Annotated in this window: 16 protein-coding genes; 7 read left to right on the top strand and 9 right to left on the bottom strand. The window is 61.9% G+C overall.

The annotated features are described in order from the left end of the window. Positions 1–23 precede the first annotated feature (23 nt). Entirely contained in the window at positions 24–3089 is a 3066-nt protein-coding gene (gene uvrB, locus QO002_RS13710) for an excinuclease ABC subunit UvrB (protein WP_307230545.1), read from the bottom strand. Positions 3090–3369: 280 nt separating this feature from the next. On the opposite strand from uvrB, the gene QO002_RS13705 reads away from it, so the two are divergent. Then, positions 3370–3723, top strand: coding sequence for a DMT family protein (locus QO002_RS13705; RefSeq protein ID WP_307230543.1), 354 nt, complete (start codon positions 3370–3372; stop codon positions 3721–3723). A 324-nt stretch (positions 3724–4047) separates the two neighbouring features. On the opposite strand, the gene QO002_RS13700 is transcribed toward QO002_RS13705, so the two are convergent. The 3 genes from QO002_RS13700 to QO002_RS13690 all read right to left on the bottom strand — a co-directional run bounded on the left by QO002_RS13700 (position 4048) and on the right by QO002_RS13690 (position 6540). After that, a complete protein-coding gene (locus tag QO002_RS13700; RefSeq protein ID WP_307230541.1) occupies positions 4048–4341 on the bottom strand; it encodes a hypothetical protein in 294 nt (97 codons plus the stop codon). Positions 4342–5567: 1226 nt separating this feature from the next. Continuing rightward, entirely contained in the window at positions 5568–6155 is a 588-nt protein-coding gene (locus QO002_RS13695; RefSeq protein WP_307230539.1) for a hypothetical protein, read from the bottom strand. Between the two features lie 4 nt (positions 6156–6159). Further along, positions 6160–6540: an acyl-CoA thioesterase gene (locus QO002_RS13690; protein ID WP_307230537.1), complete on the bottom strand. Its 381-nt coding sequence runs from the start codon at positions 6538–6540 to the stop codon at positions 6160–6162. Positions 6541–6722: 182 nt separating this feature from the next. Here QO002_RS13690 and QO002_RS13685 point away from each other — a divergent pair, with 182 nt between their 5' ends. From QO002_RS13685 to QO002_RS13675, 3 genes are all read left to right on the top strand, one after another. Beyond that, positions 6723–8537 carry a methyl-accepting chemotaxis protein gene (locus tag QO002_RS13685; protein ID WP_307230535.1) on the top strand — a complete coding sequence of 605 codons (1815 nt, stop codon included), beginning with the start codon at positions 6723–6725 and terminating at the stop codon, positions 8535–8537. A 133-nt stretch (positions 8538–8670) separates the two neighbouring features. Further along, positions 8671–9273: a Kazal-type serine protease inhibitor domain-containing protein gene (locus tag QO002_RS13680; protein ID WP_307233381.1), complete on the top strand. Its 603-nt coding sequence runs from the start codon at positions 8671–8673 to the stop codon at positions 9271–9273. Positions 9274–9544: 271 nt separating this feature from the next. Then, on the top strand, positions 9545–10801 hold the full coding sequence (locus tag QO002_RS13675; protein WP_307230533.1) for an extensin-like domain-containing protein: 1257 nt from the start codon (positions 9545–9547) through the stop codon (positions 10799–10801). 257 nt (positions 10802–11058) lie between these two features. Here QO002_RS13675 and QO002_RS13670 read toward each other — a convergent pair whose 3' ends face one another. Both QO002_RS13670 and QO002_RS13665 read right to left on the bottom strand, forming a co-directional pair. Beyond that, entirely contained in the window at positions 11059–12585 is a 1527-nt protein-coding gene (locus QO002_RS13670) for an ABC-F family ATP-binding cassette domain-containing protein (protein WP_307230531.1), read from the bottom strand. 529 nt (positions 12586–13114) lie between these two features. Continuing rightward, a complete protein-coding gene (locus QO002_RS13665; RefSeq protein ID WP_307230529.1) occupies positions 13115–13522 on the bottom strand; it encodes a lysozyme inhibitor LprI family protein in 408 nt (135 codons plus the stop codon). A 249-nt stretch (positions 13523–13771) separates the two neighbouring features. On the opposite strand from QO002_RS13665, the gene QO002_RS13660 reads away from it, so the two are divergent. Together QO002_RS13660 and QO002_RS13655 are read left to right on the top strand one after the other, a co-directional pair. Next, on the top strand, positions 13772–14698 hold the full coding sequence (locus tag QO002_RS13660; protein ID WP_307230528.1) for an ABC transporter ATP-binding protein: 927 nt from the start codon (positions 13772–13774) through the stop codon (positions 14696–14698). Beyond that, on the top strand, positions 14695–15456 hold the full coding sequence (locus QO002_RS13655; protein ID WP_307230526.1) for an ABC transporter permease: 762 nt from the start codon (positions 14695–14697) through the stop codon (positions 15454–15456). The genes QO002_RS13660 and QO002_RS13655 overlap by 4 nt, the downstream gene beginning before the upstream one ends. A 76-nt stretch (positions 15457–15532) precedes the next feature. On the opposite strand, the gene QO002_RS13650 is transcribed toward QO002_RS13655, so the two are convergent. The 3 genes from QO002_RS13650 to QO002_RS13640 form a co-directional block, all read right to left on the bottom strand. After that, a complete protein-coding gene (locus QO002_RS13650) occupies positions 15533–16234 on the bottom strand; it encodes a retropepsin-like aspartic protease family protein (RefSeq protein WP_307230524.1) in 702 nt (233 codons plus the stop codon). After that, positions 16231–16452, bottom strand: a complete 222-nt coding sequence (locus QO002_RS13645) for a DUF1289 domain-containing protein (protein WP_307230522.1) — start codon at positions 16450–16452, stop codon at positions 16231–16233. The genes QO002_RS13650 and QO002_RS13645 overlap by 4 nt, the downstream gene beginning before the upstream one ends. A 120-nt stretch (positions 16453–16572) precedes the next feature. Continuing rightward, positions 16573–17361: an adenosylcobinamide-GDP ribazoletransferase gene (locus QO002_RS13640; protein ID WP_307230520.1), complete on the bottom strand. Its 789-nt coding sequence runs from the start codon at positions 17359–17361 to the stop codon at positions 16573–16575. Between the two features lie 166 nt (positions 17362–17527). Here QO002_RS13640 and cobT point away from each other — a divergent pair, with 166 nt between their 5' ends. Next, complete coding sequence (cobT, locus tag QO002_RS13635; protein ID WP_307230518.1) at positions 17528–18544, top strand: nicotinate-nucleotide--dimethylbenzimidazole phosphoribosyltransferase; 1017 nt, start codon at positions 17528–17530, stop codon at positions 18542–18544. Positions 18545–18714 lie beyond the last annotated feature (170 nt).

Here is an 18714-nt window from a genome sequence, read left to right as displayed (position 1 = left end):
TCGGTCGCAGGCTGGCTATTTTCTTACCGCCCCGGCCGCCCCGTTTTCCCCTTTGTCCTCTTCTGCCGCTTGGCATCCCCGGCATCCTCATAACTTCCCGCACCGACCTTGCCGCGCACGAGCGGGCGGGCGTCTTCGGCAGATCCTCGGGGCAGGCCCGAGGACGGGGATGACGGAGAGGAGGAGGGGTCGGCGGGTTCGGGCTGGCCTTCCAGCAAAGGCGAGACGCGTTTGGTGGCTTTGGCGGAGGCCGGCTTTTCGGGCAGATGGCCCTTGACCGGCTTTTCGGTGCGGCCGACGGTCATTTCGTCGAGGTCGTTCTTGCGGAACAGGCCCTTCTTCACGGGTTCGGCAACGTCGCGGCCCATTTCGTCGAGGTGGGGTTTGCGGAACAGCGGGCGGGCGGTGTCGGTGCCTGGGCCCATGTCGTCGAGTGAGGGTTTGGCGAAGTAGGAGGTTGATTCGGAGCGTGGGGAACCACCCCCCTCTGTCGGCTCTGCCGACATCTCCCCCGCAGGGGGGGAGATTGGGGCCGAGGATGCCGTGCCTTTTTTCTTTTTGGACGAGCCTTCCATGGCGCGAGCTTCTTCGCGGGCCATCGGATCGTCCATGACGGCGAGTTCGGCGGCCTTGAGGCGCTTGATTTCGTCGCGGATGCGGGCGGCGGTTTCGAAGTCGAGGTCGGCGGCGGCGTTGCGCATCTGCTTTTCCAGCGCATCGAGATGGGCCTGCATGTTGCCGCCCACCAACTCGTTGACCCCGCCCTTGACGCCCTTGATGCCGATATCGGCGCGGACATGATCCCGCTCGTAGACCGAATCCAGGATGTCGGAAATCTTTGCCTTTACCGATTCCGGGGTGATGCCGTTGGCTTCGTTGTAGGCCACCTGCTTTTCGCGGCGGCGGGAGGTTTCCTCCATGGCGCGCTGCATCGAGCCGGTGATCTGGTCGGCATAGAGGATGACCTTGCCATCGACGTTTCGCGCCGCACGGCCGATGGTCTGTACGAGCGACGTTTCCGAGCGCAAAAAGCCTTCCTTGTCGGCATCGAGGATGGCGACGAAGCCACATTCGGGGATGTCGAGGCCTTCGCGCAAAAGGTTGATGCCGACGAGGACGTCGAAGGCGCCGAGGCGCAAATCGCGGATGATCTCGATGCGCTCCAGCGTGTCGATGTCGGAGTGCATGTAGCGGACGCGGACGCCCTGTTCGTGCAGGTATTCCGTCAGGTCCTCGGCCATGCGCTTGGTGAGCACGGTGACGAGGGTGCGGTAGCCGGCCTGCGCGGTCTCGCGGATTTCGCCGAGCACGTCGTCGACCTGGGATTTTGCCGGGCGGACCTCGACCGGGGGATCGATGAGGCCTGTGGGGCGGATGACCTGTTCGGCAAAGACGCCGCCGGCCTGTTCCATTTCCCACGCCGCCGGGGTCGCCGAGACGGCGATGGTGTCCGGGCGCATGGCGTCCCATTCCTCGAAACGCAGCGGGCGGTTGTCCATGCAGGAGGGCAGGCGGAAGCCGTATTCCGCCAGCGTCGCTTTTCGCCTGAAGTCGCCCCGGTACATGCCGCCGATCTGGCTGACGGAGACGTGGCTTTCGTCGATGAACAAGAGGGCGTTATCGGGGATATATTCGAACAGGGTCGGCGGCGGCTCGCCGGGGCGGCGTCCAGTGAGGTAGCGCGAATAGTTCTCGATGCCGGCGCAGGAGCCGGTGGCCTCCAGCATCTCGATATCGTAGCGGGTGCGCTGCTCCAGCCGCTGGGCTTCCAAGAGGCGGCCGCCCTTTTCGAGCTCGGCGAGGCGCAGTTTCAGCTCTTCCTTGATCGACTTGATGGCGCCGTTCAGGGTTGGGCGGGGGGTGACGTAGTGGGAGTTGGCGTAGATCTTGACCGATTTGAGGTCGCCGGTCTTCTGGCCCGTCAGCGGGTCGAACTCGGTGATGCTGTCGATTTCGTCGCCGAACATGCTGATGCGCCAGGCGGCATCTTCAAGGTGGGCGGGGAAGATTTCGATGGTGTCGCCGCGGACGCGAAAAGAGCCGCGTTGAAAGTCCATGTCGCGGCGCTTGTATTGCTGGGCCACGAGATCGGCGAGCAATTGCCGCTGGTCGAGCCGGTCACCGACTTCCATCTGGAAGGTCATGGCCGTGTAGGTCTCGACCGAGCCGATACCGTAGATGCAGGAGACGGAGGCGACGATGATGACGTCGTCACGCTCCAGCAGCGAGCGGGTGGCGGAGTGGCGCATGCGGTCGATCTGCTCGTTGATCGACGATTCCTTTTCGATGAAGGTATCCGAGCGCGGCACGTAGGCTTCCGGCTGGTAATAGTCGTAGTAGGAGACGAAATATTCCACCGCGTTGTTGGGGAAGAAGTTCTTGAACTCGGAATAGAGCTGCGCGGCCAGCGTCTTGTTGGGCGCGAGGATGACGGCGGGGCGCTGGGTGGCCTCGATCACCTTGGCCATCGTAAAGGTCTTGCCGGAACCGGTGACGCCGAGCAGGACCTGGGAGCGGTCACCGTTGGAGAGGCCTTCGACGAGATCCTTGATGGCGGTGGGCTGGTCGCCGGCGGGCTCGAAGTCGGATTTCATGACGATCGAGAGACCGCCTTCGGATTTGGCCGGCCGGGCAGGGCGGTGCGGCGTCCAGAGCTGGCCGTCCTTGAAGAGGGGATTGCCGCTCTCGATCAGCGCCGACAGCGCCTCGACGGTGGCGGTCACACCGGAACCGGCGTCCAGCTTGTCGGCATCTTCCAGCGAAATATCGAGGCCGGAGACCGGATTGAGGCCTGCGGCGGCGCGGGTCTTCGGATCGGAGGAGGCGCCGATGGAGACGCCGCGTGATGTCTTCTGGGTCGAGGTTTTCTCGGCGTGTTTCCGCGCTTCGTTCTCGACCTTCTTGCGGTGCTTGCCGGCGCGCGAGGCGACGTCATGGCGGGTCTCGATGCCCTCGGCTTCCGCCATGCGCTGCAGCTCTTCGGCCCAATCGGCGACGTTGGAGGAGAGCGGCGCCCCCTTGAATTCGGCCTGTGGGGCTTCTTCGAAACCGGTGGCGGGACGGACGGGTTTTTTCGGCGCTTTTGACATCCGGGGAATATGGAGAGAGTCCGGCCGGAAGAAAAGGGGGAATGAGTACAAAAAGGCAACAGTTCACCCTCCCGCCGTGTTGGCATCGGCTGATGGGGACGAAGGCGTTGGTCGAGGCAGAGATCATGCCGGAGGTGGCCGCGCGCTTGTCGCCCTCCGGCGGCTGCGCTGCTGGGCGGCCTCATGGACGTGTTATGCGTTGCCGAAGGAGGCTTCCGCTTGACATATCGGAGGGTCGATTTAACCCGGCTGGTAATCCATCGCCTTAAAAGGATTCGCCATGCCGTTTTCCATCAATCCTGCCGCCGTCTGGCCGATCGTGCTGCTGCTGCTTTCCAACGTCTTCATGACATTCGCGTGGTACGGCCATCTGAAATACACGTCCTCGCCGCTTTATATGGCGATCGTGGCCAGCTGGGGCATTGCCTTCTTCGAATATTGCCTGGCGGTGCCGGCCAACCGCATTGGCCACACGGTCTATTCGGCAGCACAGCTGAAGACCATGCAGGAAGTCATCACGCTTGTCGTCTTCGCCGCCTTCTCGGTGTTCTGGCTGAAGGAATCGCTGACCTGGAACCATGCAATCGGCTTCTGCCTGATCGCCGGTGGCGCGGCTTTCGTGTTCAAGGGGTGAGGTTGGGGCAGGCGAGGCGGGAGCCGGTCTGGCCAAAGGTTCAGGCATGTCCGAAGGGCCGGGACACCTTGGGCGATCTTTGGAAACCGTTACCGCTCACGCCCTCCACGGGGATGGTCATCGAGCCCTCTGCTCGTAGTGGCTTTTCCCTCGCGAAGGGCTTCCATGCGGTGAACCCTCTCTTGATATCCTGGATCCGTAACCCCGTGATGCGCAATGGCATCTGAAGCACTTTCTCCATCGTTAAACACGTCGCGTGAGGCTCCTGTTCTTCGCAAGTCTTGAGCCGTTTCATGGGGGAACGGACCGTATCGCCCAATGACGTTATCGGCCTTTCGCTCTTCCCCTTGGCCACCAACCGCCTGCCGTGCTCGCCCCGCCCGCATCCGCCCCGAGCGTTGACGGGTTGTCCACCAGAGTAGACCGATAATTCCGGGTGGTTTGACTCAAGGCGTTCACTGTATGGACGGCCTCCGCTTGAGCGTAACGGGTTGGTCCCACGTTCATGGCCTGCTGCATGATGTTCATGCGAACTTCAGGCGGCAGATTGTCAAGGGTGGTGGGATTTTTCTCGATCGACGGCTTCTGTCGATTCTGGTTCTCCGGATGATCAGCCATCAGTCTCACGTCCTTTGCTAAACGAAACTTGTTCAATTCACGTCGGGCGGGGAGCCGGCCTGGCCAAAGGTTCAGGCATGTCCGAAGGGCCGGGACACCTTGGCCGATCTCTGGAAACCGTTACCGCTCAAGCCCTCCACGGGGATGTTCATCGAACCCTCTATCCTCCCTGGCTTTTGGCGAGCGACGGACTTCAATGGCGCGAGCCCTCGCTTGAGCTTCCGGGCTCTCAACTTCGTGAAGCGCAATGGCGTCTGACGCACTACCTCCGCGTGTAAGTACATCGCGTATCATTCCTACGTTTCGCACGTGGTCAGCATCTTCCGGATTCACAACTTCGTGACGCCTGATGGCATCTGGAGCACTGGCATCATGGTCTTGCACGTCGCGTGTGGCTGCTGACCGTCGCAGAGCGGCAGCGTCTTCCGGATTCGTAACCCCGTGACGTGTGAGACCATCTGGAGCACTGGCTCCATGTTCAAACACGTCACGTGTAGCTCCCGTTTTTCGCACGTGTTCGGCAGATGCGTGGGGCAACGGACCGTATCGAGCAATGACGTTATCGGCCTCTCGCTCTTTCCCTGGGCCACCAACAGCGTCGATTGCACCACCCGACCGTATCGCAGCGGTATTGTGGGCAAACTGCACAAACTTTGCCCCAAGCGTTGACGGGTTGTCCACCAGAGCCGCCCGATAATTTCGGGTGGTTTGACTCAAGGCGTGCACTGTATGGACGGCGTCCGCTTGAGCATAACGGTTTGGTTCCACGTTCATGGCCTGCTCCATGATGTATGCGCGAACCTCAGGCGGCAGATTGTCGAGGGTGGGGCGATTTTTCTCGATCGACCGCTCCTCCTGGTGGTTCTCGTCTTCCGGATGATCAGCCATCAGTCTCACGTCCTTTGCTACACAAAGCTCGCTCAATTCACGCCGGGCGATGCCAGCGAAGCCGTTTCCCAGTCGCTGCGGCACGTCCGTTTGTACAGTCGCAACCGGTATTCGCCGGAGACGTTCGTAAAGAAGCCGACACTGATGGAAATATAGTTTGGCAAGCCACATAGAACAAAGTGAAATCGCGTTTCATTTGTAATCCAGGTAGGTGCGGCTTTTTATTGAAGTCGTGTGTTCGTCCGCATTCAGGGTGGTTAAACTGAAATACAGGTAGGACGAATTCTTGGCTGAAAAGCTTTTCCTTCCCGGACGTTCTTTCGGAAGAGCATGCGCCTTCAGCCCAGCATGTCGAACACGCGGTAGATCCATATGGCCTGGTAGAGAATGGCGGTGACGAGGAAGGCGACGTGGAAGCGGCGGTTGATGGTGAATGCGGCGATCAGGCAGCCGGCCATATAGAATGCATTGCGTAGCGGGTATTCCAGACCGAAGGAGCCGAAATACTGGCGTCCCTTGAGGGCGGTGTCGACGAGATCGAGGCCATAGGCAAGCGCGAGGAAACCGAAGAACCAGGCGCGGCGGGAGAGGAAGTAGGCCTCATAGCCGGCATATTCCTCGATGGAGGCCGGAAACAGCAGCACGCAGAGGAAGAAGAAGACGCAGCAAAAGGCGATGACGAAGACATAGACGCCGAAATCGATCGTCGCCAGATCATGCAGCCTGAATTCCCACCACCAGAAATGGATGAGGAAGAGGAACAGGAACAGCGTCCAGCCGAGATGGAGGAAGGACAGGCGGTTTCGGTGTGGATGCTGGACGAAGACGGCGAGCCCGGTGAGCAGCCGCGCCATGCTGAGGCTGACGACCATGCCCATGACGACGCGGATATGGGAGAAGAGCTCAGGGGTGGCCGCGTGCTCCATCGTCTCAGGTCTCCGGCGGGACCGGGGTCGGCTTGCCGTCCTTATCCAGCGCGACCATGACGAAGCGGGCGTCGGTGACGCGCTCCATGCGGTCCGACAGGTAGCGCTGGGCCCAGGCCTCGACATTGAGCGTGATCGAGGTGCGGCCGACGGTGACGATATCGGTATAGATGCAGAGCGTATCGCCGATCTTGACCGGCAGCGCGAAGGCCATTTCCTTGACGGCGGCGGTGACGACGCGGCCACGGGCACGCTCTGCAGCGCGAATGCCGCAGGACAAGTCCATCTGCGCCATGACCCAGCCGCCGAAGATATCGCCGGCCGCATTGGCATCGGCCGGCATGGCCAGGGTTCGTAGCGTCAGCTCGCCGGTCGGCTTGGTCATGGGTAACTCCCCGCGTGTCTTCGATTGGTGGACCCTAGCCGATGACGAGGGGGGCGGGAAGGCGGCTTGGTCGGGTTAACGGGGGATGAAAATTATAGCCTCATTTCTAACGATGCTTTGTTAGGAAGTTTGAAAATGGCGGACGCTATCCTGCACCCCTGCAGAGGTAGGGGATTTTACGCATGAAACATTTCCGCATTTCGGTGCGACTTTACGCACTTGTCGGACTAGCGATTTTGACCATGGCTGCGGCCATGACCTATGGCCTGTTCCAGGCACAGGACAAGCTCGTTGCGGAACGCAAGGCGATGCTCTCGGCAATGAACGAAAATGCCGTTTCGGTGTTTGCTGCCTACCACAAGCTTGAAGAGGCCGGGACGCTGACCAAGGAAGAGGCCCAGAAGCGCTCGATCGAGGCGATCAGCGCGATGCGCTATCAGGGCAGCGGCTATCTCTGGATCAATGACATGCATCCGACGATGATCATGCATCCGGTGAAGCCGGAAATGAACGGCAAGGACCTGACGGAAAACAAGGACCCGAACGGCAAGCATCTGTTCGTTGAATTCGTCAAGACGGTGCAGGCCAACGGTCAGGGCTTCGTCGATTACTATTGGCCGAAGCCGGGCGCCGACGAGCCAGTGCTGAAATATTCGCATGTGGCCGGCTTTGCGCCCTGGGGCTGGATCGTTGGAACCGGCGTCTATGCGGACGACCTTGCCGCCATGTTCCGTGAACGGCTGATCCAGGTCGCCATGATCTGTGGGCTTGCGGCGATCGTCATTCTCCTGGCTGCCTTCGGTATCGTGCGCAGCGTCGTCAAGCCTGTCGAGCGGCTGAAGATCGCGATGCGCGATATCGCCGACGAGAAGGTCGAGCATGAGGTTCCCGAAACCGACCGCGGTGACGAAATCGGCCAGATGGCCCTGGTGCTTGTTGAACTGCGCAACTCCGTGAAGGAGCGCATCGACCTGCGTGGGCGCGAGATCGAGCGGCAGTCGCAGCTTGACGGCGAGCGTTGCGGCAACGAACAGCGCAACCGCGCCAGTGCCGAAAGCCAGGCGGACGCCATGGCGACGGTCGGCGGGGCGCTGGAGAAGCTGGCCACCGGCGACCTGACGGCGGAGATCGGCAAGATCTCGCCGGAATACGGCAAGCTGCGGGACGACTTCAACACGGCGGTGGCTGCCCTTCGCGACGTCATCGGTTCGATCTCCCACTCGACGGATGTGGTCAACGGCAGCGCCGGCGATATTTCGCAGGCGGCCAACAACCTGTCGCGCCGCACCGAACAGCAGGCGGCGGCTCTTGAGGAAACGGCAGCAGCGCTCGACGAGATCACCTCGACCGTCAAGAGCGCTTCGGAGCGGGCCGCAGAGGCGCGCGAGATGGTCACCGAGACCAAGGCGAGTGCTGCCAAGTCCGGTGGTATCGTTCGCAATGCGATCACCGCCATGGGGCGCATCGAGGGGTCTTCCAGCCAGATCGGCCAGATCATCGGCGTCATCGACGAGATTGCCTTCCAGACCAACCTTCTGGCGCTGAACGCCGGTGTCGAGGCGGCACGTGCGGGAGAAGCGGGTCGCGGTTTTGCGGTCGTGGCGCAGGAAGTGCGCGAGCTTGCCCAGCGCTCGGCCAATGCGGCCAAGGAGATCAAGACGCTGATCAGCGCATCTGCCGGGGAAGTGCAGACGGGCGTGTCGCTGGTCAAGGCGACTGGCGAAGCGCTTGTCGAGATCGAGGCGCTGGTCAACCGCGTCAACGATCATGTGGCATCAATCGCCACGGCTGCGCGCGAGCAGGCGACCGGCCTGCAGGAGGTCAACACCGCCGTCAACAGCATGGACCAGATGACGCAGCAGAACGCGGCGATGGTCGAGGAGACCACGGCGGCCAGCCAGACGCTGGCGCAGGAGAGCAGCGAGCTGAAGACGCTGTTGCAGCGCTTCCGGCTTGGTTCCTCGTCCGGGCGCGAGCGCTACGAGCGGGCAGCCTAATCATCTCTGAAGGAAGCGAAGGGCCCGGATCGAAAGACGCGGGCCTTTCTGCGTTTGGGTTGACCTCGTCGCCTTTGCCGTGAGAATGGGACGCAAATCAAAGCCTTATGCGTCGCAGACAAGCGGCGTCGAAATGGAGGAACTGCCCGTGGCCCACTTCACCCTGCGGACTGCCAGGATCATCGCAGCGCTTGCGCTGTCCGTTCTTGCCGGCTGCACCGTAGAGGAATATCCGGGTCCACGACCGGAGCCCATGCCGCGTCCGCCACAGATGTGCACCATGGAATATGCGCCGGTCTGCGGTGTGCGCGGGCGTCAGCGGGAGACCTTCTCCAACTCCTGCCAGGCGCGGGCGCGGGGTTTCGACGTCATCGGCCGGGGTGAATGCCGGGATGAAGGGCGGCCGGAGCGACCCGACGATCGCCCACAGATCTGCACACGGGAATATAACCCGGTTTGCGCGCGCCGTGGCAATCGCACCCAGACATTCTCCAACTCCTGCATGGCGGAATCAGATGGTTTCCGGGTGATCGGACGCGGCGAATGCCGCAGCAACGAGCGTCCCGGCGGTGACATCGGCATGCCGGGCGAGCGTCCGGAAAGTCGCCCCGGCGTCTGCACCCGCGAATATGCGCCCGTCTGCGGCCGGCGTGGCAACCGCACGCAGACCTTCCCCAACAGCTGCATGGCGGATGCCGAAGGCTTCCGGGTGATCGACAACAACGCCTGCCGTTGAGGCGGGTCGGTTTCCATCTATCGACTTGTTCAGCGGGTCTGTCGACCTGCACAGCGTCGGCGCTTTGGCCACCGTCAGGCGCGGGTTTTTACTTCTTCAACCCCTAAAACCCGCCCCCGGTTCGAAAGCTTTCGTTTACCATGATTGCCTAAAGTGACCTCGTTTTCCGGCGAGGAAACGCGCTTGCCTGCGTTCCGACACAGGTGATCGGCAGCCTCTACCGTCCGAACGGATCTGGTTTTGCGTACCGTTGCGGATGAGGGGTGGATGTATGGCGTATGGTTGCCTATTTCGCAGGTCGGTTGCGCTGCTGCTTATCTCGGCAAGCCTTGCGACCTGTACCACGGACGATGCACTGGAACCCTCCGCCCGGATCGATACGGGAACACGCGTCGGCGCCATACAGCCACTTCGTGGCGAGCCCGTTTCTGCCGCCTATCCTTCAGCCGACATGCCGATGACGTCTGCCCACAACCGACAACCCGCAGGCGGCGGGATGCAGCAGAGCGCCGGCACGGGACTTCCGATGATCGACAGCGAAGCGGCGAACGGCGGCAGCGCGATGGATGCGGCGCCGGCAGCGATGGTTCCGCCCGAGGGCGTCAACATGGATGCGATGCTCGGTGTCTCCGGCCAGCCCCAGGTGGTGGGACTTGCCGAGGAGCAGAGCCGCGAGATCGCCGAGGGGAACACGGCGCAGCCCGTGGTTGCCGGGATTGGCGGCGAGGTTCATGCCATCGGGCAGGGGCAGGGACAGCAGGTGGCTATGGCGGCCCCGGTCGATACCGGCTACGACCCGGACCTGCCACCGCTCAGCCCGGAAAAGATCGCGGCTGAGGAGCGTCGCAAGGCACAGTTTCTCGAACAACAGCAGCGGGTGACGATGCAGCCCCAGGCAACGGGGCTCGAGCGGCAGGTCGCCTTCATTCCGCGAGCGAACAATCCGATGGAGGAACCGGATTTCACCGGGCAGATGCCGTCATCGGAAATTGCCTGCCGCCAACGACTGGCCAAGCTCGGCGTCGAGTTTCGCGACGTGGAGCGGATCGCCAAGGGGCGCTCCTGCGGCATCGACTATCCGATCGAGCTCACCGGCCTTGCCGGCGGCATCGACGTCAAGCCCTCGGTGAAGCTCAACTGCCAGGTGACGGAAGCTTTCGCCAAATGGGTGAAGAACGAGCTGGTACCTTCATCGCGCGCTCGTTATCTCTCGGGCGTCAAGACGATCAGGCCGCTGGGCGGTTATTCCTGCCGGACGATGAATTCGCAACGCGGCAACCCGATGTCCGAACATGCCCACGGCAATGCCATCGACGTCGGCAAGTTCGTGCTGAAGAGCGGCAAGGAGATCGACGTGCGCAAGCCCGGCTTCTTCTCCTTCCGCGAGAAGGGACTGCTGAAGGCGGTGCGCAGCGACAGCTGCAAGTATTTCAGCACGGTGCTTGGCCCCGGCAGCGATCCGCACCACAAGGATCATTTCCACTTCGATTTGCGCGAGCGAAAATCAGGGTATCGGCACTGCAGCTGAGGCCTCGCTCTCTCCAGTGGCGCTGGCGATCTTGACGGCGCCACCGGCAAGGACGGTTTCGTCTTCAAGGTGCGAAGGGACCACATGACATCATGTGCGACATTTCGGGCGGACGACAGCGCCGCGAATTCCGAGCCGGCGGCCCCCTCATCCGGCCCTTCGGGCCACCTTCTCCCCGCGGGGGAGAAGAGGCAGGGAGCCGCAACGCGTTACGGCAAGCCGCTGACGTGTGGACCCTTGAGGGAGGGACACATCCGTCACCTGACAAGCGCCGCATCCGCAAAGAAGGCTTCCGGGCTTTCCACTTCCACCAGCTTCTTGCGTTCGATCAGCCAGAAGCGGTTGCCGATGGCGCGGACGAAGCTGCGGTCGTGGGAGACGAGCAGGCAGCTTGCCTGATGGGCCATCAGCTCGGTTTCCAGCGTTTCCTGACCCTCGATGTCGAGATGGTTGGTCGGTTCGTCCAGCAGGTAAAAGTTCGGGTTCGCGAGCCGGAGCATCAGCATGCCGAGGCGCGCCTTCTGGCCGCCGGAGAGGCGGTCGATGGGCTTGCCCTGCATGTCGATGCTCATGCCGGCGCCGGCAAGCAACGAGCGGGCGCGCTGGTCGCCGACATCGAAGCGGCGGGTGACCGTCTGCATCGGCGTGTCAGCGCCCTTCAGATCCGCAAGCGCCTGATCGCCGTAACCGAGCACCAGTGAGGGCGTCGCCTTTATGCCGTCGTGGGCCGTTTCCGGATTGGCGATGGCATTGCGCAGCCGATGGATCAGCCGCGTCTTGCCCGTGCCGTTGAGGCCGAGAAGCACGATGCGATCGCCCTGGCAGATGAACTGCTTGCCGGTCTTGAACAGCAGCGTGCCATCCGGCGTGCGGACTTCGGCGTCATCGAGCGTCACCAGCACCTTGGCGTGGGTGCCGCGGTTTGCAAGGCGGATGGCGCCGGCGGAGCGTTCGAGATGGGCCGGCTTGGCGGCATCCTCCAACTTTTCGGCGCGCTCTTTCAACTGCCTGGTCTTGACCACCAGCAGGTCACTGCCGGAGTTGATGCCGATGTTCTTGAGCTTGGCGGCCTGCTTGCGCAGCTGGTCTGCCGTCTTCATGTCACGCTCGTAGCGGCGGCTATCGGCGGCATCGACCTCGTCCAGCGCCACACGTGCACGGGAATAGGGCAGGGCGAAGACCTGCGATTGCTCCGGGCGCAGGAAGAGGGTGCGGTTGGTGACGGCGTCGAGGAAGGCGCGGTCGTGGCTGGCGAGGATGACCGGCACGTCGCGGGGGAGTGCGTTCAGCCATTCCTCAAGGGCGGCGATCTTGCCGAGATCGAGATGGTTGGTGGGCTCGTCGAGCATCAACACGTCCGGTTCTGTGACCCAGACACGAGCAAGCAGCGCCAGCCGCTGCCAGCCGCCGGAGAGCGCCTTCATCTGCCGTGTGCGGAACTCCTCGGGGACCTCCAGCGACTCCATGGTGACATCGACGCGCCAGCTTTCTGTTTCTGCCTGTTCGGCCGGGAGGGCATCGAGGACGGCTTCGTAGAAGGTGCGATCGAAGAGAGCCGGGGGTACGTTCTGCTCGACATAGCCGACGGTCAGGCCGCGGGCGCGGGTGATCTCGCCTTCGGTCGCTTCCAGCGTGCCGGCGATTGCGCGGAAGAGCGTGGATTTCCCACGGCCGTTGGCGGCGACGAGGCCGATGCGGTCTCCGGCGTTGACAACGAGGTTGAGCTTCGAAAACAGCTGTTGCGACAGGGTGATGCCGAGATTGCGGATATTGATTGAGGTCATGTTCGTCTCTGGTCTTTCCGCGCGACGGGCGATCAGGGGCAATCAGCCGGTCATGATCGACATATCGTCAACGGGGGATAGGAAATGCAGGCGCACCAAACCGCAAGGCTTGGAGGACTGCAGGCCACGAAGGGCAGACCAGGAAGAAGGGATCGCTTGAGAAACGGTCTCTGGTCAGCCCTGCAAACGCATTTGCAGGGCGTTGACGGGGCCACGCTGCCGGTAGAACCGGAAATAGAAATTGTGCACGTGACCCTCCTTTCTGTTGTGTGCGGATTTTTCACGCATCGAATGTTGACTTATTTACAGCCAAGACGGCGATCCGGCAAGACGGAGTATCGTTGTGCGAAGGTGCGGGTAACCGGGGAAAAAAGAAGGCCGGCAAAAAGACCGGCCTTGAAAATGAACCGTGCCGTAGAGGGGACTGCCGGCGGTTCTGCAAATCAGTCGAATGGTGTGCGTTGCACGGCCGGAAAATGATTGAAAATCATCACGGTTTGATGACAGCGGAAGGGGAAAACTTTCGCGTTCAATCGGCGGCGGGGACCGGGCAGCTCATGTCACCCTCTTCGCAGTTCAGGTAACCCTTCAGGCTTTCCGTCCGTGTCTGCGTCATCCCGTCCAGGCACTGGGCGTAGATCATCGGATAGACGCTGCCCTCGGCCGCACTCGAATCGGAAAAGGTGCATTCGGCGTCGCGAAAGGCGATCCAGCTGCGTTGGGCGGCAACGAGCAGTTTCAGCGTGTCGGGATCGTTCTTCAGACGCCCTTGAATCTGCTTGTAGAGGGAATTGAGTTCGGTATCCGATTTCTTGTAGGCCGCGCCGGCGCATTCATTCATGCTGGCCTGATCCAGGGCATTGTCGCAGTCGTCGGCGAAAGCGGATGTCGCGGGGCTTAGGGCGAGCAATGCGATGAGCAGAAGTCCGTATCTCATGCCGTTTCCTTCCGTTGAGCAGGTTTACGCTTGTCTGGTTTCGAATATTGCTACCATGAGACTTGGCGGGGGATGCAAGGAATTTCTGCCGCGCTTTCAACCTGATGGGGGGGCGTGGGAGCGTGCTTGCGGCCATCGCCGGAATAATGCGGGTGTTTTCGCATCACCGGTGATTTTTGGGCTGAAATTTTGTGCGATCCACCCCATATAGGACAGCGTTCTCCGCGCCCTCCGATTCCGGGACCTTTCATGCCTTCCATCGTTTCCGTTTCCAATCTCGTCAAGACCTATGCGTCCGGTTTTCAGGCGCTCAAGGATGTCAGCCTCGAGATCGAGGAAGGCGAGATCCTGGCGCTGCTGGGGCCGAACGGGGCCGGCAAGACGACGTTGATCTCGATCATCTGCGGCATCGTCAATCCGAGCGGCGGCAAGGTGACGGTTGGCGGCCATGATGTGGTGCGCGATTTTCGCCAGACCCGCTCGATGATCGGGTTGGTGCCGCAGGAGCTGACGACGGACCAGTTCGAGACCGTCTGGAACACGGTGTCCTTTTCCCGCGGGCTGCATGGCAAGAAGCCGAACCCGACGCATATCGAGAAGGTGCTGAAGGACCTGTCGCTCTATGACAAGAAGGACAACATGCTGCGCGAGCTTTCCGGCGGCATGAAGCGGCGGGTGCTGATCGCCAAGGCGCTGTCGCACGAGCCGCGTGTTCTGTTTCTCGACGAGCCGACGGCGGGCGTTGACGTCAACCTGCGCAAGGACATGTGGGAAGTGGTGAAGCGGCTGCGGGAAAAGGGCGTGACCATTATCCTGACCACACACTACATCGAAGAGGCGGAGGAGATCGCCGACCGCGTGGGTGTGATCAATGGCGGCAAGATCCTGCTGATCGAGGAGAAGAAGGAACTTATGAAGAAGCTCGGCCGCAAGCAGTTGCGCATCGAGCTTGTCGAGCCGCTTTCCACCCTGCCGGAAGCGCTTTCCGGCTATCAGCTCAGCATCGAGGACGATGGCCACAGCCTGATTTACGAATACGATGTCAGTGGGGAGCGCACGGGGATCACGACGCTGCTGACCGCACTCGCAGAGGCCGGCATCCGGCTCAAAGACCTTTCGACACGGCAGAGTTCGCTGGAAGACATCTTTGTCGAACTCGTGGGAGCACGCGCATGAACTTCGAAGCCGTCAAATCCATCTATTTCTTCGAGATGGCGCGGACACGCCGCACGCTGCTGCAGAGCGTCGTCTCGCCGGTGATTTCCACATCGCTCTATTTCATCGTCTTCGGGGCGGCCGTCGGTTCGCGCATCCAGGAGATCGAGGGCGTATCCTATGGCGCCTTCATCACGCCGGGCCTGATCATGCTGACGCTTCTGACGCAGTGTATCGGCAACGGGTCGTTCGGGATCTATTTTCCGAAGTTTACCGGCACGATCTACGAGCTTCTATCGTCACCCGTCTCGATGACGGAGATCGTGCTCGGTTATGTCGGGGCGGCGGCGACCAAGGGCATGATGATCGGGCTGATCATTCTGGCGACGGCCTCGCTGTTCGTTCATGTGACGATCGCGCATCCACTGGTGATGCTCTTGTTCTTCGTGCTGACCGCCGTGACGTTCAGCCTGTTCGGTTTCATCATCGGTATCTGGGCCAAGGATTTCGAGCAGCTGAACCTGATCCCCATGCTGGTGATCCCGCCGCTGGTGTTTCTCGGCGGCAGCTTCTATTCGGTCAACATGCTGCCGCCGTTCTGGCAGGCGGTGAGCCATGCCAATCCGGTGCTCTACCTGATCAGCGGTTTCCGCTGGAGCTTCTTCGAGATCGCCGACGTCAATCCGTGGATCAGCCTGACGATCATCATCGGCTTCCTGGCGGTGCTGATGGGCTTGCTGACCTGGATCTTCAGGACGGGCTACCGGCTGCGCAACTGAAATGGGCGAATAACGAATAGGGGTAGCGAATAGTTGTTGCGCCGCCGACGTCGCTTCGCAACGTATTCGCTGTTCGTTAGTCCCGCAACCTCAGCTCGTCCGTCTGCATCTGCAGGAAGTCGAGGGTCGAGAGAAAGCTCATGCCGAGCAGGCTCTGGTCGAGCTTGCCTTTCTCGGCGACGCTGGCGCGGATGTCGTTTCGAACGATCGGGCCGATGGCGACTTCGGCAAGGTTGACCGGTGCTGCGCGGGCCTGACCGTTGGCGGTCGTCACCATTTGGGTGAAATCGAGCGTTTCCGGTTTCAGACCAAGCTTTTCGGCATCGGACCAGGAGATTGCGACGGTGCTGGCGCCGGTATCGACGAGCATGCGTACGGTTTCGCCGTTGATCGTCACCGGTGTCTCGAAATGTCCATTCAGGACCTTGTGGAGCACGACTTCCTGCTGGCCCTCGCTGTCCGTGAAGACACTGATGCGGCCGGGGATCAGGCCACCGGCCAGCCTGTCGCCGAAACTCACGAGATCGTTGCGATAGAGGTAGGCCGAGACGAGGGCGAGAATGATGACCAGCCAGATGGCGATCTGGCGCAACGTCTCGCCGAAATTGACCCGGCTGTGCAGAAAGCCGGCAGCCAGCATGGCAGCAATGGCGGAAAGGGAAACGAGGCGTCCGAAATCGTTGTTCTCGATGCCGAGCGTGCGGCCGCTATCGTGGTTGACGATGAGAAGGATGAGGCCTGCGGCCAGGATGCCGAGCAGCAGATAGAGAGGTTTCATTCGGCGAGGCGCTCCCGCGCCATGCGGGCGCGACGCGTTTCCCGGCGCGGCTTGCGCTCGACGGCTTCCAGTCGTGCGGGAAGCGTCTCCATGATCTGTCGGCGTTCCTCAGACGTGTATAGCGTCCACGCGCCGATCTCGTCGCGTGTTCGGCCGCAGCCGAAGCAGTAGCCGGTGTTCATGTCGATCGAACAAACGAGGATGCAGGGCGATTCCATTAAACGTCCAAGAGAGGCATAAAATCGAACCACCATGGCCAAATGCGCAGGTGACCCACTGGGCTTCATTTCTCTTCGCCGGGCAGGTTCGGCGATGTATTCCGGAGATATATCAGCGTTTCATACCGCCAGTGCAAGGGCCGCGAGCACGGCGATCTCGACCAGCTGTTGTGTGGCTCCGATTGTGTCACCTGTATGGCCTCCGATCTTGCGCACGATGATTTGACCGAAGGCGGGGACGGCTGCTCCAAAGGCCGCAAGCGCCAGGATGGCGGCGAGCATCGGCACGCCCGCGAAGAGCATCAGCACTGCTGCCGAGATGATGCCGAAGGCGATGGCAAACTGTACGGCGCCGGGTGCTGGTTCACCTGCGGAGACGGCGACGCCATCCGTGCGGGCGGGGGGAAGACGCGACCAGTGCCAGACCATTGCGGTGCGGCTGAGGGCTGCGACGGCGAGGATGGCAAGGCCACCGCCGGTCGGGCTCAGCTGCGGCAGGATGGCAGCCAGGGCAGAAACCCGCAGGCCGAGCGAGAGCACCAGCGCGATCGCTCCAAAAGAGCCGATGCGGCTGTCCTTCATGATCACGAGAGCGCTTTCCCGGTCACGCCCGCCGCCAAGCCCATCGGCGGTATCGGCCAGCCCATCCTCATGCAGCGCGCCGGTGATCAGGGACTGGATGGCGACGACTGTGAAAGCGGTAAACAGCGGGTCGGCATGCACGGCTGAAAAGATGGAGGCCACGGCGGCGGCCGGCAGGACGATCAACAGGCCAGCGAGGGGAAATGCGCGCACGGCACGGCTCAAGCGTCCGTCGAAGCCGATGAAATGCCGCTGCGGCATGTGGATGCGGCTCAAGAAGGCCACGGACCGGGCGGTGTCGTCGATGAAATCGCTGACGTTGAACATGCTTTCCTCCCCGCCGTTTCGCGCCCCGCGAATCGGTTCTTCTGCACGATCATGCGACGGCGACAGCCGGTGGCGCAAATGCCGTTGCTCCAACGTGCCGCGCACATTATGAGAGAGCATCCAGGCGGGCCGGTTCCGCTTTAACGACGATGCGAGGACATACCCAATGAGTGCCAGCGGCCTGCCTTTCGACGATTTCCGTACTCTGCTGCGCGACCTGCCGGGGCCGGACGGGGCAGCTCTCGTTACCGCACGTGAACGGGATGCACAGCTGACGAAGCCGGCCGGTGCGCTGGGTCGTCTGGAAGAGATCGCCTTCTGGCTCGCCGCTTGGACCGGTCGTGCGCCCGCGGTCAATCGTCCGCTTGTGGCGATTTTTGCCGGCAATCATGGCGTGACAAAGCAAGGCGTGACGCCGTTTCCGCCTTCGGTCACGGCGCAGATGGTCGAGAACTTCGCGGCCGGCGGCGCTGCGATCAACCAGATCTGCGTGACGCATGATCTCGGGCTCAAGGTTTTCGACCTGGCGCTGGATTATCCGACCGGCGATATCACCGAGGAAGCCGCCCTTTCCGAGCGCGACTGCGCGGCGACCATGGCGTTTGGCATGGAAGCGATCGCCGGTGGCACCGACCTTCTGTGCATTGGCGAGATGGGCATCGGCAACACGACGATTGCCGCTGCGATCAACCTCGCGCTCTACGGCGGAAAAGCCGAAGACTGGGTTGGGCCGGGTACGGGCTCGCAGGGCGAGGTTCTGGCGCGCAAGATCGCTGCTGTCGAAAAGGCCGTGGCGCTGCATCAGGACCATCTCAATGACCCGCTGGAGCTGATGCGCCGGCTTGGCGGTCGCGAGATTGCCGCAATGGCGGGCGCGATCCTTGCGGCGCGCATGCAGAAGATCCCGGTCATCCTCGACGGCTATGTGGCGACTGCGGCAGGCGCGATCCTGCGCGCGGCCAATCCGGCGGCGCTCGACCATTGCCTGATTGGTCATGTTTCGGGTGAACCCGGCCATATCAGGGCGATCGAGAAGCTGGGCAAGACGCCGCTTCTGGCGCTCGGCATGCGGCTTGGCGAAGGCACGGGGGCAGCCCTTGCGGCCGGCATCGTCAAGGCGGCGGCTGCATGCCATTCGGGCATGGCGACCTTTGTTCAGGCTGGCGTCAGCAACCGCGAATAGCCGTTTCACCGCAACTCGTGACCGACATTGGCATAAGTTGCGGTCAAACCGGGGTTGAACGGGCACGCCTTCTCACCTATTCGGATGCGATAAAGAATTCGGCGCCCCCTGGATGCCGGAGTGTTCGGCATCGTGCCGATACCCGCCCGTTGCGCCTGATGTTGGAGACG

The sequence above is a fragment of the Pararhizobium capsulatum DSM 1112 genome (genome assembly GCF_030814475.1).
Taxonomy (GTDB): domain Bacteria; phylum Pseudomonadota; class Alphaproteobacteria; order Rhizobiales; family Rhizobiaceae; genus Pararhizobium; species Pararhizobium capsulatum.
Note: the sequence above shows the minus strand (reverse complement) of the source record. Positions and strands in the feature narration are given on the sequence as shown.

What these genes read in the sequence shown, in the direction of transcription:
- QO002_RS13640 (WP_307230520.1), bottom strand. Translation starts at nt 17,361, where the DNA reads ATGTTCAACGTCAGCGATTTCATCGACGACACCGCCCGGTCCGTGGCC.
- uvrB (WP_307230545.1), bottom strand. Translation starts at nt 3,089, where the DNA reads ATGTCAAAAGCGCCGAAAAAACCCGTCCGTCCCGCCACCGGTTTCGAA.
- QO002_RS13670 (WP_307230531.1), bottom strand. Translation starts at nt 12,585, where the DNA reads ATGACCTCAATCAATATCCGCAATCTCGGCATCACCCTGTCGCAACAG.
- QO002_RS13650 (WP_307230524.1), bottom strand. Translation starts at nt 16,234, where the DNA reads ATGAAACCTCTCTATCTGCTGCTCGGCATCCTGGCCGCAGGCCTCATC.
- QO002_RS13700 (WP_307230541.1), bottom strand. Translation starts at nt 4,341, where the DNA reads ATGGCTGATCATCCGGAGAACCAGAATCGACAGAAGCCGTCGATCGAG.
- QO002_RS13675 (WP_307230533.1), top strand. Translation starts at nt 9,545, where the DNA reads ATGGCGTATGGTTGCCTATTTCGCAGGTCGGTTGCGCTGCTGCTTATC.
- QO002_RS13685 (WP_307230535.1), top strand. Translation starts at nt 6,723, where the DNA reads ATGAAACATTTCCGCATTTCGGTGCGACTTTACGCACTTGTCGGACTA.
- cobT (WP_307230518.1), top strand. Translation starts at nt 17,528, where the DNA reads ATGAGTGCCAGCGGCCTGCCTTTCGACGATTTCCGTACTCTGCTGCGC.
- QO002_RS13645 (WP_307230522.1), bottom strand. Translation starts at nt 16,452, where the DNA reads ATGGAATCGCCCTGCATCCTCGTTTGTTCGATCGACATGAACACCGGC.
- QO002_RS13665 (WP_307230529.1), bottom strand. Translation starts at nt 13,522, where the DNA reads ATGAGATACGGACTTCTGCTCATCGCATTGCTCGCCCTAAGCCCCGCG.
- QO002_RS13660 (WP_307230528.1), top strand. Translation starts at nt 13,772, where the DNA reads ATGCCTTCCATCGTTTCCGTTTCCAATCTCGTCAAGACCTATGCGTCC.
- QO002_RS13695 (WP_307230539.1), bottom strand. Translation starts at nt 6,155, where the DNA reads ATGGAGCACGCGGCCACCCCTGAGCTCTTCTCCCATATCCGCGTCGTC.
- QO002_RS13655 (WP_307230526.1), top strand. Translation starts at nt 14,695, where the DNA reads ATGAACTTCGAAGCCGTCAAATCCATCTATTTCTTCGAGATGGCGCGG.
- QO002_RS13690 (WP_307230537.1), bottom strand. Translation starts at nt 6,540, where the DNA reads ATGACCAAGCCGACCGGCGAGCTGACGCTACGAACCCTGGCCATGCCG.
- QO002_RS13705 (WP_307230543.1), top strand. Translation starts at nt 3,370, where the DNA reads ATGCCGTTTTCCATCAATCCTGCCGCCGTCTGGCCGATCGTGCTGCTG.
- QO002_RS13680 (WP_307233381.1), top strand. Translation starts at nt 8,671, where the DNA reads ATGGAGGAACTGCCCGTGGCCCACTTCACCCTGCGGACTGCCAGGATC.